The following is a 14679-nucleotide window of genomic DNA, read 5'->3' on the forward strand; positions in this document are numbered from 1 at the left end:
AAATTCTCCAGTCAATTTTTATTATTTATATTATTGACAGGCTTTACTATTTTAATACTTTTATTTTTACATTCTTTTACAAGTGCCTGTCACCCTAGTGAGGAGGTTTGCCGACGAACTTGCTCCAGTTTCTTTTCCAGTATCCATTGCCATTTTCATTACCGCTATGCCAGCTGTTTGTTGAACTTTCGATTGACTCATTATCATTGACAGTGCCACTATGTCCATTTAATCGCATCCTCTTCGCTCTTTTAATTTCCAAATTTTACACCCCTGGGGTACTTGTGAAGGCTTGCCTGAGCTTGCTACTTATCATAACAATACCCTCCAAATTACTTTAATTAAAATTATTTATATAATATCATTTTAAGAATTACTTGAAATTTTTAAATTGTTTTACCAAATTCTACACCCCTGGGGTACTTGGCGGACCAACGGGATGCCTTGCTACTGAAAGGCAGATCCTTGCTATTTTCCTCAAAGTCTTTTGTATACATTTTTTTACAAGTGCCTGGCACCCTAGTGAGGAGGTCTGCCGACGAACTCGCTTCTAGTGAGGAGGTTTGCCGACGAACTTGCTCTGAGTGTAGCGAATACGTTTATTGGTTGCTACTTAACCTTTTTAAAAATGACTTGAAAATTATTTTCATCACAAACGACACATTTCATAAATACCACCCATTCATATAATCTATTTTTTTAGTGAATTCCACATTGACACATAATTGCTTTTATTACACAAAACATACTCATTATACTGATTTGATAAAAATACTCCGTAACTATTAAAAAACCTTATTTTCAATTCGGAATTATTGCACAACTCTTCAATTTCTACATAAGAAATACTGTTATCAATTATTTGTAATAATTCTGGTCTATATATTCTTACAAAATTTTGATATTCATTATCAGGAATAGAGATAAATACAGTTCCATCAACTTTGAGATGATTTTTTATAACCTCAAAAAGACTATTATATTTTTCTCTAGGTACATGCTCAATAACATCACATAATGATATAACATCAAACTTTTCATTAATATAAAAATTAGTTATATCATGCACTATAAATTCAATATCTTTAACTGTTTTTTTTGCATGATTTATAAGTTCAGGTGATAAATCTACTCCTATGACTTTGTTTACTCCCAATGTGCTTATATACTCAGTTGTAATCCCAATACCACAGCCTAAATCTAAGACCTTATCCTCTTTTTTTACAATCTCTTTCAGCCTGTTTTTTAGGTAAGTATGCCTTGGATTTTCATTTTCCCTATCTCTTTTTAAATAACTTAAGAAATTATTGTAGTATTCAATAACATGTGAATCTTTAACATCACTCTTTATTTCTTTTTGTACATATTCGGCATTATTATTTTTATGATATTTAACACTTTCTCCAGCTATTTCGGAAAAAATATCAAATATTTTATTAATCTGTTTCGATTGTGAATACTTATTTTTAATATAGTTAGAATATTCCTTTGAATTGTATTCTTTCTCATTTATAATCTTAATAAAGTCAGAAAGTTGTTTATAAATATATTGTTTAGGATAAAACTTTTCACAACCAGGAAAATAGTGAATAACTGGTTTTAATCCACTTGCCATTGCTTCCATAACACCAACTGGATGTCCCTCAGCAATACTTCCGGTTACAATATAATTCTTATCTTTTAGCCAATCACTCATATTATCATTAGGAATAAACCCATCAAACTGTATATTATTGTTTATATTCAATTTACTAATAATATCTTTTAGATAGTAATAAAGTGTATCATCTTGAAAAGAACCTGCAATAAACAATTTATATCTTTTATCCATTTTAACTAATTCATTAAAATATTGAATAACAAGCATAGGATTTTTCCTAAGATTTAAATAACCAATCCATGCTAAATTAAATCCTTTTTTTCTTTCATAAAATTTAAACTTACTTAAATTTATGCCATTATAAACTATTTCACCCTTATCATAAGGTAAATTAGTTTTATTAATAACTATATCTCTTATATGTTCAGAAACAAAAATAACCTTATCTATATTTTCCCATTTAACATTTTCTATATGATTTGTAAATGCTTCATATCTATGCAATCTACATATTATCTTCTTTTCCCCTGCTAATCTATGCTTGCTTCCATAAGCCACAAGTTCGTCACACCACTCAAACCAACATATATCCGCCCATTGCATCCCCGCATCTATCTGCTTATAATCTATTACAATTATTTTCTTTGTTTCATATTCATCCGACAGTCCATTTATTATATCTCCAAGAAAACTATCCATCCCTTGCTTTACAAAGAAAACTATCTTCTTTTTATCTTCTACTGAAACAATGTCATGTTCAGATGTTATTTTTTCAACAACAGTAGTTATCTCTGTTTTTATATTTTCATCCTTACAATTTTCTAAAGCCTTTTCATAGTGTTTAACTGCCCTATTAAATTTTTCCGCTTGCTCATATAGATACCCTAAGTTATAGTTTAAATCAAAGTTTTCACCGTCAATAGCTAGTCCTTCTTTTAGCACTTTCTTTGCAGCATTCATATTTCCTTGCATTATGTAAATAACAGCTCTCATAGAATATATTTCTATATCTTCTGAATTTATTTTACAATATTCATCAATTAAACTCATTGATTCATCTAATTTATTGTCATCAATAAGCAACTGTATATTATCTCTTATCTGTTTCTTCATTAATTCAATTTCATTAGCCACTTTATCACGTCCTTAATTATTATGAATTTCTAACATTAGTAGGGCAATATAACCTATCGCTATCCCAAAAGTAGTTATATATACTTATCCCTAGATTACTTTCGCCCAAAATAGAATTGTTTACTGAAAATTGTCTTTCATTTCTCCTGTTATTTACCCACTCCAATACCAAATCATGTTGAGGAAATAAATCAACAATATCTTCCCCACTCTTTAACAAACCATCAAAATATCCATCTATTAAATAATTAGGTATTTTATATACTGTACCATTTTTAATGCAACTGAAATATCCGTAGTTACATCCAAAAACATTGCAGAACGTGAATATTTTTTTCTAATACATTGTACCGGAAATTGAGCATAATAATGCCTATTACAGGAATTGTTATTTAGTATAGTATAGTATAATATTGAGAATATAAAAGCGAACAAATATCAATAAACGTTCTAGCAACTCTGCTGTGATTTATCATTGGATTTATTTTTGTAAACGAAGATACTAATTTATCAAATTCATCTCTACATAATTTTTATCTTCTCCCCTAAACAAAACTTAACCTTCAGCATATTATTTATTTAACTCTATAGTTAACACAATTAACCGCTGCAATGTCTTTATTTCAGTACACATTTAAGTCAATCCTTTCCTTAGAAAATTTCACTATTATTAATAATACACCAAATTATACTTATATATTATATTTTTGTTTAATTCCTTGAGACTTACTCTGCATCTGCTTTAACATAATTTCTGACTTAAATAAAACAATCTCGATATCATCTTTAACAATTTTTTCATATTCCACAATTATAATCCTTGCATTTTCAATATCTCCAACTTCTATCAACTGCTTTATTGTATTTTTAACTTGAACTTTATACAGCTCTAATTCATCACTTACCTGATTTGCTTCATTTTTTATATCTTCCAAAAGTATTTCTATTCCCTTTTTCATGTAAGGATATGCAGTAAGAGCCTTTCTTAAATATTCTATATATGTTTTTTTCACGTTTTTATTTTTCAAAGCAATATTTATATAAAAAAGAAACTGTTCCTCTTGGTTTTTAAAATTAATAAAATCTCCCTCTTTTATTAATTCCTTATTATAGATCTTCTCAATAAATTTAACTCCAATATTGATATATTTTTTAAATATATTTTCATAATCTACATCATCTAATTTATCCATTAAAAGAACATATCTACACAAAATTTTATTTAATCTTAAATTACTTAAGTTTAAATTATCAGCAAAATATTTTATATATTCTACAGTAATCTCAGTAAAGTCTTCATATTTCTTTAAAGTATATTCTAAATACCTGTCTATATTTTTATCCCATACATTCAATAATATATTTGACATAGATTTACAATATTTAAGTTTATAATAAATAATATCCCCAAAGAAATTATCTAGACTATTAAAATCTCTTTTAAATATTATATTATCAATTACCTCTTGTAAACCATCATCATTTTGAATGCATTTATGCCTCAACAAATATAACTTTGAATAATCATTATCATAATTAGAAAAAAACTCATAAATATTATCACTGCCATAGCTCTCTAATATTAGGAAGAATTTTTCTTCTTTCATATTATCTCCTAGAACCTTTTCTTCATAAAAACTTTTAAGAAACTTCAACTTATTTGTTTTTATACTAGCTACAATTATAAGTTCCATAATATTCACTATATATTTTTCATTTTCTATCTGAGAAGCAAATTGTAAAACTTCATCAAATTTCCCATGTTTATAATATAGTTTTACTATATCCTGTACTGCTTGTTCTTTTTCTCCTAAAGTATACATACCTAAACTTACATCTGAATTTATTTTCATGTTATTGTAATCTTGGCACAATTTTATGTATTTTTTATAAGACTCTATGGATTCTTCATATTCTCCACATAAACCTTGGTTTTTTGCCAAATAAAACATTAAATCAATATATTGTCCATCTACTTTCAACCCTTCAATACAAACCTCTTTCGAAGACTGATCTTCTTTAAAGTCCATATAACATAATGCCATCTGATAAAATACATATTTATATTTCTTTTTTTCTTTGCAACTTTCAAGAAGCTTATATGCTTTTTTTGCTTGATCATAAGCTTGTTCATAATCTTTATGACTTCTATAGGTTACCGAAAGCTGAAATAAATAATATATATTTTCACAATCTTTTTCTAATGCGTTTTTTAGCAAAATACTTGTTCTTATAAATTTTTTATCTGCAACCTCTTTATTTTCTTGTACATACCCATAATGAACTATAGTTAATTCTAAATCAATTGTAGGTTCTTTAAATAGTGGGTTATTATGAACAATCCCTTCATAATGAAACTCACCATCATTTTTAAATACTCTTGGTGATTTAAGTACTGCATATTGAGAATCTTTTTCTAAATTGTATATATTCTTAACATCTACAATACCTGTATTGAAATCTTTACAATTAGTTGCCTTTAAAAATTCAATAATATGATCACAATCCACAATTTCTTCATCTGCATCTAGTATTAAAATCCATTCGCCTTTTGCATAACTTATAGACTTGTTTCTCATTTTTGAAAAATCATTTTCCCATTCATGAAAAAATATATTTTGGGTATATTCTTTTATGATTTCTACAGTATGATCCTTGGAATCTGTATCTACAATAATTAATTCTGAATCTGTATTCTGCAATATAGGTAATATACTATCTAAACACCTTCTAATATTTTTTTCCTCATCTTTTACCATCATACATATTGATATCTGCATACTCTTCTCCTCCATTTTACATAAACATAGCTTTTATACTTTCAATCTCAGGATCGTTGCATATTATACTTTCATATTGGTTTACAAGTTCTTTTGCCTCATCTATTTTATTTTCACTAATAAAACCGTTTATGTTTTCTATAACCTGCTTTTTGTAGTTTTCCAATTCCTTACTATCTTTAATTTCCTGAAATTCTTCTAGTAAAAATTTAATACCCCTATGCATATATGGATCTATATTTAAGGCTTTGTTCAAATATTTTAAATAAGCTTTTTCATCTGAACTTTTAAATAAGTTAGCGGTGTAAATATATTTGAAAAAAGCTTCTTCTTCATCTTTCAGAAAATAGATTTGCTCACTTCTCAAAAACTCATCATCATAAATAGAAAACATATATTTAATACCACACTCAACATAAGTCTTAAATAACTTTTTATATTTTTCATCTTCAAACTTGGTAACATTAATTAAATATTTGGCAATACTCTTTTTTAAACATATACATTTTAAATCTTGTTCAACATTAAAATATAATATTTCAGACAAGTTATGTTGGAAATCAACATATTTACCATCTAAGTATTGAAAAAAGACAATAAGCTTAGATTCATTTATGTTTTTCAAGAGTTTTATAGAATTATCCAAAGAGTTTTTCATGTAGTAATATAAAATATCCCCATAAAAATAATATAATTCATTAAAATCCAAATCTAACATACGATCAAACTCATAGCCATCTTTTAATAATTCAACACTATTATTTTCAATTTTCACTCTAAAATTCAATAAATCAGTGTATGAATTTTCTTCGTCTAAAATATTCTTTATTTTGTTGTTATCAATTTTATTATCACCTGTATACTTTTCTAAATGTAAAATAAACAAGTCTTTATTTCCATATTTTTTTACAATACTATTATAAAATTGACTCAACCCGTTATAATCATTACTATTTAAATATAAATTTATGTTCTCCTCTATAGCTTCTTCATGATTAAGTATACCCTCGTCTTTAATCTTGCTAAAATACTCTAGGGCTTTTTCAAGCACACCACTTCTTTTATATAGTATAAACATATCAAAATACACATATTGCTTTTTACCATGAAAATATACTTGAACTGCTACACTTTTCTTAGGCTGGTAATTATCTAATTCAATTAAATATTTTTCATATGATTCTATTGCCATATTGTTTTTTTTCATAAGCATTTGACTTTTACCTAATAGATAATAAATATCAATATGCTTATTACCTTCCTCTACTGCTTTATTACAAACATATTCGACCATATTGAAATTTTGAATTTTCAAATAACATAGTGATAGCTGTGTATATACATATAGATAATCTTTACGTTGCTTTTTTGATGTGTCTTTCTCCATAAGCTTAAAAGCATTAAGTGCACAATTAAGTGCTTCTTGTTCTTCACCATGAATACTATAACTTACCGATAATTGATACCAATAGTAAATATTTTCAGGTTGTTTTTCTAATTCACTTTTTAAAATAGTAGCAGTCCTTTGAAACTTTTTCTCAGTAAACTCTTTATCAGTGAATATATAACCATAATGTTCAATTAACACATCAACATTAGCATATGGTTTCTTAAATACAGGATTATTATGTACTGCCCCTTCATATTTAAAAATACCATCATTTTTAAATATCCTTGGAGAAGAAAAAGTAGAATAATCCCCCTCTTTACTGCCTGTTATATTTTTCACTGTTATAAATACGGTGTTATACTTTTTATCATATTCACTATTTATAAATTTTAATATGTCCCCATATTTCACAAGCATCTCATCTGCATCAATTATAAATATCCATTCACCACTTGCATAGTTTATAGTTATATTTCTCATATCCGAAAAATTATTATTCCATTTATGAAAGTAAACTTTATCTGTATATTTTTTTGCTATATCTACAGTACTATCTTCTGAGCCAGTATCTACAATAATTAATTCAGAGTCAACACTCTTCATAAATTTCTGAAGATATGTTAAGCATTTGTCTAAATATTTTTCTTCATTTTTTACCATCATACATATACTTACCTTCATATAATTCATCCTTTCAACACATTTATACAACATTACTATATATTATCGTGTATTTCAGCAAAATCTTAATACTAATACTAAAAAAACATGGAATTACTTAAATAGAATCTACAAAAGCAACAAAATTTATAATATAAAAAAAGCCAGAATTTTCACCCTGACTCCTTAATATTACTTTTATAAGTTCTTCAATTATCTCAATAGTGCAAGAACTTGTTGTGGTTGTTGGTTAGCTTGAACAATCTTGATTAAGAATATCATCCTTTGAGAAGTTTGATATTTCTTTAGCAACTAATCTCATTTCAATACTTTTTCATCTTCACTTCTTCTTTCCTTTATTCCTATGCCCTTACGTCCAAATTCTGCCCTACATTAGGTTCCACTGCAATATTCTTTACCATTTCTGTTATAGTAGTGGCATTTTCCTTACCTGTGTCCATTGCAATCTTCATTACTGCTATTCCAGCTGATTGTTGCACTCTTGATTGACTCATTGTCATTGATAGCACTCCTATGTCCATAGTTATCCCCCCCCTATTTTAATGATTTATTTTAAATACATGTTCTATTTTCATTCAAGGTCTGACTCCATACATAGTTTGGAAATAAAGCGGACAATCTCTGTCACTATATCCATTATACCTACACGTTCGCCATTAAAGATTGGAACACCTCTTTTAATTTTATATTTTTTTATACATTTTCCAAAATTTATACCACCTAGGTACACCTTGCTATCAGGTAGCATTCCAAATAATGGACAACTGAACTTGCTTACCAAATGAGCATCAATAGCTATTATTCCAGCCACCGATGCTCATTTGTTATTCTTTTTAATACTTCCCAATATTTTTACCTATGTAGTACTTGGTGGACCAAATGTACATCTTGCTAACCTATCGTTGAAATCCATCAGGTTTATTTTGACTTTTGACTTCTCATAAAGCTTATTTTTTCTTTGGACTCCTTTACTAGATTCTCAAACTCCTCATTATTTTCCAACTGTTCATCATTAATAAGATCAACTATTTCATTATTTCCAGATGTTGAAATGTTATAGCCTTCTTCATCCAATCTTTCAATCAAATTATCGTATATTTGCTGACTTCGTTCTTGAAACTTACCCATTATATTACCTCCTTTGGTTAATTTTCAACACTCATTATTCATCTAAATCATTCGGATAAATGTCTGCTCCATCTTCCTCTTCACTTACAGTTTCATCTAATCCTTCCATAATAAAATCAATATCATACTCTAATTTAATATTTTCGTCTTCGAACTTATTCTTAATTACTTCTTCAATAAATTCTTTTTTAAGCTTTTTCACCTCTTTGTCTATATCTCTTTTAGGATAATCACTTAAATGAAAAACTTCCTCTCCGTAACAAGCTACATAATCTTCAGTTCCTATAGTAATTATTGTTTGATTTTTTGTTTGATTTTTTTTATCGATGCACATAATCTCAAAATCACAGCAGGCCATTTTCATATCAACCTTCTTCTCTATATTTTAAAAGAGAGCCAGAAGAAAATTCTTCTGACCCTCAGTTATTGATTTTATTTTATAAGTTCTTCAATTATCTTAATAATGCAAGAACTTGTTGTGGTTGTTGATTAGCTTGAGCAAGCATAGCTTGAGCAGCTTGATTAAGAATGTTATTCTTTGAGAATGTTGACATTTCTTTAGCCATATCAACGTCTCTAATTCTTGATTCTGCTGATGTTAGGTTTTCACTTGATGTTCCAAGATTTGATATTGTATGCTCTAATCTGTTTTGCATAGCACCAAGCTTACCTCTTTCTGATGAAACAGAAGCTATAGCTTTGTCTAAAGTTTCAAGTGATTTAGTAGCATCCTCTTTTGTCATAAGATTCAATGCTGATTCTTGTTTAACATCCGTTGTACCATCAGTTACACCATTTGTTTTAGTAAATCCTGATTGACCTGCATTCCCAGTTATCTTAAGTGCTGCGGATCTCATGTCATTAATATTTAATGCCATAGATTGACCTTTATTTGCTCCGATTTGGAATGTTGTATTAAATCCACTACCTTGAGCTCCTGAGCCTACAACTTGTTGTAAATTGCCATTAGCTGTTGGTAGTGTAGTCGTTAAAGTAGCTATAGGTGAATTTGTTCCTTCTGCAAGTGTTAAATCTTTACCACTTGCTGATATAAATTGGATTTTATTGTCTTTTGAAATTGAAGCTGATACATCTCCACTTAATCCTGCTGCTTGTAATGATGAATTTATATCCTTTGCTAAATCTTGAAGAGCTGCATTTGCCACATTAACATCGTCATTTTTAGTGTCATAAGTTTTATCTAGTGCTCCTGGATTCAATGTAACATTTACAGCACTACCTGTGCCTATTGCAACTTTAAATGAAGAATTAGCCTTTATAGTAGTATCAGCATTTGTAAGGCTTAATGAACCTTGAAGTCCTGTTCTTTCAATCGTAGTTGGATCTCCTGTTGAAGTTCCAGCCAATACACCTACTCCTTTAAGTGTGCTTGAAGTTCCTGCTGATTTTGCAGTTATCGTCATTGAAGTACCACTAAATTTAATGTCAACCAAATCTGATAATTTCTTTCCACCTGCAGTAACTGCTCCTAAAGCATCAGCGTCCGTAGCTGTTCCTGTAACTTTAACTCCAGTAAAGCTAAAAGTTATTCCATCAACAGTTAGTTTAGCTGCTGCTGTTAATGTAGATGATGTTAATGTAGATAATGTAAATTTAGCAGTAGTAGCACTTGTAATTTTATCTCCTGAAGTAGTATTCATTCCGCCATTTAATACTTTTTGTGTATTAAATTCAGTTGTGTTACCTATTCTATTTACTTCTGAAGTAAGTTGGTTCATTTCATCTTGTATTGAAGATCTATCTCCTTCAGTGTTTGTTCCATTAGCTGATTGATTAGATAACTCTCTCATTCTTTGAAGAATGCTATGAGTTTCACTAAGCCCACCCTCAGCTGTTTGAATCATTGATATACCATCTTGAGCATTAGCTCCAGCTTGGTCAAGTCCTCTGATTTGGCCTCTCATTTTTTCAGATATAGCTAGTCCTGCTGCATCATCTGCTGCACTGTTAATTCTAAGACCTGAAGAAAGTTTTTGCATTGACTTGTTTGCAGCCCCTGCATTGATACCCATGTTTCTGTTTGCATTCATTGCCCCTAAATTGTGATTAATTATCATTATAAATTCCTCCTTGAGTTTTTAGTAGGACATCCTTGTCCTCTATTTGTTATCTATAGTTAAGCTCGTTGAGCCATACTAACTAATTTGTTATTGGACTATTGGTTTGTTTAAATTTTAAATTCTATTATTTATATCGTAAGTATATTTATAAACTTTATAGTCTTTTTAAAATATTTTTGATTTTAATTTAAAATCTGGTTTAGTTATTTTCTTGCTACTATATATATCGTGAAATACATTATACACTTTATAGTTTTTAAATTTTTTTCTTTCACTAAATTTCTTTACTCAAAAATACCGCTTTTGCTGATATATTATTATACCCAGCCATTCCTACTTGCCTTTTTTCATTTTGCTTTATTTTTTTCAATAAATCAACTTTCCTAACTTTCATTTCAGTAGTTAGTATTTTTTCTAAATCCTCTATTTCATATTGCAAATAAAACTCTTTCAGTTCTTCATTTGAATAATTAATTTTATTCATATCATCTAAAATTAATTGTCTTTGCTGAAAAATTTCATCTAGCTTCTCATATTCCTCTACTTTAACTATTTGAATAATAGTCAAAGTAATGTTCTTGTATTTAATAAAATTTTCCTCTAAGTTCAATTTATCACCCACTTTATTTTAATTGAAAATTATCAATTACACTTAGGAGCTTGTTCCAAGCATAGATGCAAGTGAACTCTGTTGTGAATTTAACTTATTCATGGCTTTTTCTAGTGCAGTAAATTTGGCATAATACCTAGTTGAAGCAGCCGAAAGTTGAGCTTGTAATTTTTTAACACTTAATGTCTTACCATATACTTGGTCAGGTAACGTATTTTTACTAGCAGTACCTGTAGTACTAAAATCATACTGCTTATTTACGAATATATTCATATATCCGCTCAAGCTGTAAGTACCATCTTTACCTATTGCAGGAGCTGCAACATAATCTCTCAATATGTTGTCCATTCTCTTGAATATGCTATCTTCATTATATTTTTTCGAACCTATATAAGGTTCTTTACGTTTTGCTGAACCTATAGGATCTTCTATTAGCTCTAAATCACTACTAGAAGCTCCCATAAATAATTTTCTGAAGTCACCCATGTTATTTTCAATAGCACTCTTTAATTTTGATTCATCAATAAGCACAAGCTTACCACCATCAAGAATATCCTTTGATGTTTCTATCCCTATAGCACTAGCACCATAACTACCAAAATTTAAGGCAATTTTTCCATTGCTAGTATTTGTTTTATCATAGCTATTATATACAGGTGAATAAAGTGTTCCTCTAAGCTGTGTTAACAAACTACTTAGATAATCATCTTTTCTAAGTATCCCAACCTTTGCTTTAGCTTCCCATGTTTTAATTTGGGTCTCACTCATACTTGTTCTTTGGTCATCAGTTAATGGAACATAGTTCTTATCTTTCTTTTCTGTTAATTTTGTATTAATCGTTGATACTATTGCATTATAATCCTCAATAAATTTTTTCATATTACTAACAACTGTATCTGAATTTGCTGTTACAGTTACATTTGAAGTTGCACCTGCTTTATTAACCCCAACAAGATTATAGGTAACACCATTAGTTGTAAATTTATTTGAGCTTTGAGTAGTTGTAACTGTTGACTGCCCTGGTTCCGTAATTTCTACTATAGCATCTATACCTGTTTTTGTTATTGTTTTTGTTGTAACTCCTGCTGCATCTACTGACACTTCTCCAGGCAATCCTAATTTTGCTATCATACCATCCGTTGCACCTATTGCCCCAGTCTCCATTATCTTAAAATTAGATGCAGAGCCATAATCTTTTGATTTAAATGAAATTTTCCCAGTAGTATCATCTATGCTCATTGTAACTGCTCCACCAGTTGAACTATTAACATTGTCCATTAGATCCTTAATAGTTGATGTATTACTTGCAGTTATGATTATAGGCTTTGTATTTGTAGCTGCATTGTAGGACAAAGAAAAACTAATGCTACTTGGAAGTCCCAAATCTGATAATTTTGAAGATGACGATATTCCGCTATTAATAGTTAAATCATTAGATATGCCAATAACAGTACTACCAGTCCTATTATCAACATTATCGCCAGTTTGACGCAATGTAATACTATCAGTTGTAGCCGCAGATTTTGCAAACTTAATATATTCTTTAGTAACTCCTCCAGTAACTTCTTTAACATAGGATGCTGTAATTTTACCATTTAAATCGGATGCTGCTATTTTACTATTTATATCAGCAACTAAATCTACAGTAGTAGTTCCCACTAAATTAGCTAAATCAACTTTACTTGTACCAACATCAACGGATAATGTCTTCCCAGTCCAGTCGGCTAAATTAGATACTGATACCAATGAATTCTGTGATTTACCCTCTATTTTAGCTTGTTCTGCCAAATGCTGTACGTGTACCTTATAAGTTCCAGCCTTAGCGGCTGCCCCTGAAGTTGCCGATACTATAGAAGCATCCTCACTTACAGCTGTATTAACATTCAAAGAATTTTCAGAGAACATATTTTTACTTGAAATTGGATCAAAATAATCCTGTAATCCCTTCACACCTTTAATAATTTCCCTATACCCTTCTTGCTGCCACTGTACTGTCTGCTTTGCTGCATTTGCTTTATCTATCTTAGATTGATAGTTTGAAACCATAGATTTAACTAATGCATCTGTATCAATACCAGATGCCATACCGGATATTCTCATTAAATTAGCACTTGAAGTACTACTAGTACTATTGCTACTTGGATAAATACTTGCCATATATAATCATCCCCTATTTTATTTTCCACCTTTAGACTTCTTATAAGCCTCATTCCAAGTATCCCTAACATCTTCAATCAGTGGGATTACCTCATTCATAATTTCTTCACTTTTCTTAATATTAGCATCAGCAAGCCTTCTCACTATAAATTCATAAACCTGCATTAAACTTTCTACCCATTGTCCGCCTTTTGACACATCCATGGTCGCCATTAATTCATAAAATATATTCTGAGTTTTTACAATATTTTCATGAGCCTTTTTCACATCTTTATCTAAAATGGCTTGTCTACCTATTTTTGAAAACTTTGCAGCCCCATCTACTAACATCAAAAGTAATTGATCTTTTGATGCAAAATTTATACTATTACTTTTATAAGTATTAAATGCATTTCCATAAGCATTCATTGCCATATTATTTCACCCCTACTTTTTAGTGTCTATAAAATTTCCCATTATCTTTTGTTCTTTTTCTAATGCTTCTTTAAAAACCTCTACCTCATATTGATTATTTTTATATGCTCCTACTGTTATTTTATGATGTTTCTTATATTTTGAAAGCTTGTACTTAAATTCTTCGTAAGAGCTTGAGTTATCTCTGGGATTTCTATCTTTATTTACGGTTATTTCGTTTTTTCTGTGAATTATACCAGACCTAGTTGTATCTTTTACGCGTTTTCGTATTTCAACATCTATTTTATTTAATTTAAATTCCATAATACTCCTCCCATCTTTATCCTAGTGGGTTACGAATTTTTCTCTTAAAACTTAAGCCTTTTTATCTACTAAAACACCAGCCATTTCACACATTTTAACTACCATATCTAGTATTTTTTTATTTGGGATTTCATTTATAACTTCATTAGTATTGTTATCAATTACTCTTACAATCATTTGATTTAGCACATCATGCTTTTCATATTGTAGGTGGGTACCTTCCCCCTCTAACAATTTATTTATTTTACTTACTGCACTTTTAATTTGTTTTTCACCCTTATCTTTTTCACTTAGTGAATTATTGCTTTCAGTAAACTTTGAAACATCAACTTTTTCTGAAGCCATATGAGTCTTACCAAAATCCATGGAATTATTCCCACTAACACCTCTGATTTCCATTC

The 14679-nt window shown here is 29.3% G+C and carries 14 protein-coding genes; all 14 read right to left on the reverse strand.

Features of this window, described 5'->3' with window-relative positions; genetic code table 11:
• Positions 1–66 precede the first annotated feature (66 nt).
• The 14 genes from ACREVU_RS20810 to ACREVU_RS20875 all read right to left on the reverse strand — a co-directional run bounded on the left by ACREVU_RS20810 (position 67) and on the right by ACREVU_RS20875 (position 14677).
• Complete coding sequence (locus ACREVU_RS20810) at positions 67–228, reverse strand: YjfB family protein (protein ID WP_431553517.1); 162 nt, start codon at positions 226–228, stop codon at positions 67–69.
• A gap of 463 nt (positions 229–691) precedes the next feature.
• Positions 692–2734, reverse strand: coding sequence for a methyltransferase domain-containing protein (locus ACREVU_RS20815; protein ID WP_431553518.1), 2043 nt, complete (start codon positions 2732–2734; stop codon positions 692–694).
• Between the two features lie 692 nt (positions 2735–3426).
• A complete protein-coding gene (locus ACREVU_RS20820; protein ID WP_431553519.1) occupies positions 3427–5514 on the reverse strand; it encodes a tetratricopeptide repeat-containing glycosyltransferase family 2 protein in 2088 nt (695 codons plus the stop codon).
• A 16-nt stretch (positions 5515–5530) separates the two neighbouring features.
• Positions 5531–7585, reverse strand: coding sequence for a glycosyltransferase (locus ACREVU_RS20825; RefSeq protein ID WP_431553520.1), 2055 nt, complete (start codon positions 7583–7585; stop codon positions 5531–5533).
• A 341-nt stretch (positions 7586–7926) separates the two neighbouring features.
• Positions 7927–8106 (reverse strand): YjfB family protein, encoded by a 180-nt coding sequence (locus tag ACREVU_RS20830; protein WP_431553521.1) that lies wholly within the window; start codon positions 8104–8106, stop codon positions 7927–7929.
• A gap of 50 nt (positions 8107–8156) precedes the next feature.
• On the reverse strand, positions 8157–8396 hold the full coding sequence (locus ACREVU_RS20835) for a hypothetical protein (RefSeq protein ID WP_431553522.1): 240 nt from the start codon (positions 8394–8396) through the stop codon (positions 8157–8159).
• Positions 8397–8503: 107 nt separating this feature from the next.
• The gene (locus ACREVU_RS20840; RefSeq protein WP_431553523.1) at positions 8504–8713 is read right to left on the reverse strand and encodes a hypothetical protein; all 210 of its coding nucleotides are present in this window, start codon (positions 8711–8713) and stop codon (positions 8504–8506) included.
• Positions 8714–8747: 34 nt separating this feature from the next.
• A complete protein-coding gene (locus ACREVU_RS20845; RefSeq protein ID WP_431553524.1) occupies positions 8748–9077 on the reverse strand; it encodes a hypothetical protein in 330 nt (109 codons plus the stop codon).
• A gap of 88 nt (positions 9078–9165) precedes the next feature.
• Positions 9166–10791, reverse strand: a complete 1626-nt coding sequence (locus ACREVU_RS20850; RefSeq protein ID WP_431553525.1) for a flagellin N-terminal helical domain-containing protein — start codon at positions 10789–10791, stop codon at positions 9166–9168.
• Between the two features lie 277 nt (positions 10792–11068).
• Entirely contained in the window at positions 11069–11416 is a 348-nt protein-coding gene (locus ACREVU_RS20855; RefSeq protein ID WP_431553526.1) for a hypothetical protein, read from the reverse strand.
• Between the two features lie 30 nt (positions 11417–11446).
• A complete protein-coding gene (gene fliD, locus ACREVU_RS20860; protein ID WP_431553527.1) occupies positions 11447–13561 on the reverse strand; it encodes a flagellar filament capping protein FliD in 2115 nt (704 codons plus the stop codon).
• A gap of 18 nt (positions 13562–13579) precedes the next feature.
• Positions 13580–13975, reverse strand: coding sequence for a flagellar export chaperone FliS (gene fliS, locus ACREVU_RS20865; protein WP_431553528.1), 396 nt, complete (start codon positions 13973–13975; stop codon positions 13580–13582).
• A 12-nt stretch (positions 13976–13987) separates the two neighbouring features.
• On the reverse strand, positions 13988–14278 hold the full coding sequence (locus tag ACREVU_RS20870; RefSeq protein WP_431553529.1) for a hypothetical protein: 291 nt from the start codon (positions 14276–14278) through the stop codon (positions 13988–13990).
• A 51-nt stretch (positions 14279–14329) separates the two neighbouring features.
• Positions 14330–14677, reverse strand: a complete 348-nt coding sequence (locus ACREVU_RS20875) for a flagellar protein FlaG (RefSeq protein ID WP_431553530.1) — start codon at positions 14675–14677, stop codon at positions 14330–14332.
• Positions 14678–14679 lie beyond the last annotated feature (2 nt).

It is taken from the genome of Clostridium sp. (genome assembly GCF_050717535.1).
Taxonomy (GTDB): domain Bacteria; phylum Bacillota; class Clostridia; order Clostridiales; family Clostridiaceae; genus Clostridium_AD.

Excerpts from the sequence above, each read along its gene's own strand:
- ACREVU_RS20830 (WP_431553521.1), bottom strand. The coding sequence starts at position 8,106 with ATGGACATAGGAGTGCTATCAATGACAATGAGTCAATCAAGAGTGCAA.
- ACREVU_RS20820 (WP_431553519.1), bottom strand. The coding sequence starts at position 5,514 with ATGCAGATATCAATATGTATGATGGTAAAAGATGAGGAAAAAAATATT.
- fliD (WP_431553527.1), bottom strand. The coding sequence starts at position 13,561 with ATGGCAAGTATTTATCCAAGTAGCAATAGTACTAGTAGTACTTCAAGT.
- ACREVU_RS20870 (WP_431553529.1), bottom strand. The coding sequence starts at position 14,278 with ATGGAATTTAAATTAAATAAAATAGATGTTGAAATACGAAAACGCGTA.
- ACREVU_RS20840 (WP_431553523.1), bottom strand. The coding sequence starts at position 8,713 with ATGGGTAAGTTTCAAGAACGAAGTCAGCAAATATACGATAATTTGATT.
- ACREVU_RS20845 (WP_431553524.1), bottom strand. The coding sequence starts at position 9,077 with ATGAAAATGGCCTGCTGTGATTTTGAGATTATGTGCATCGATAAAAAA.
- ACREVU_RS20825 (WP_431553520.1), bottom strand. The coding sequence starts at position 7,585 with ATGAAGGTAAGTATATGTATGATGGTAAAAAATGAAGAAAAATATTTA.
- fliS (WP_431553528.1), bottom strand. The coding sequence starts at position 13,975 with ATGGCAATGAATGCTTATGGAAATGCATTTAATACTTATAAAAGTAAT.
- ACREVU_RS20850 (WP_431553525.1), bottom strand. The coding sequence starts at position 10,791 with ATGATAATTAATCACAATTTAGGGGCAATGAATGCAAACAGAAACATG.
- ACREVU_RS20810 (WP_431553517.1), bottom strand. The coding sequence starts at position 228 with ATGGACATAGTGGCACTGTCAATGATAATGAGTCAATCGAAAGTTCAA.
- ACREVU_RS20875 (WP_431553530.1), bottom strand. The coding sequence starts at position 14,677 with ATGGAAATCAGAGGTGTTAGTGGGAATAATTCCATGGATTTTGGTAAG.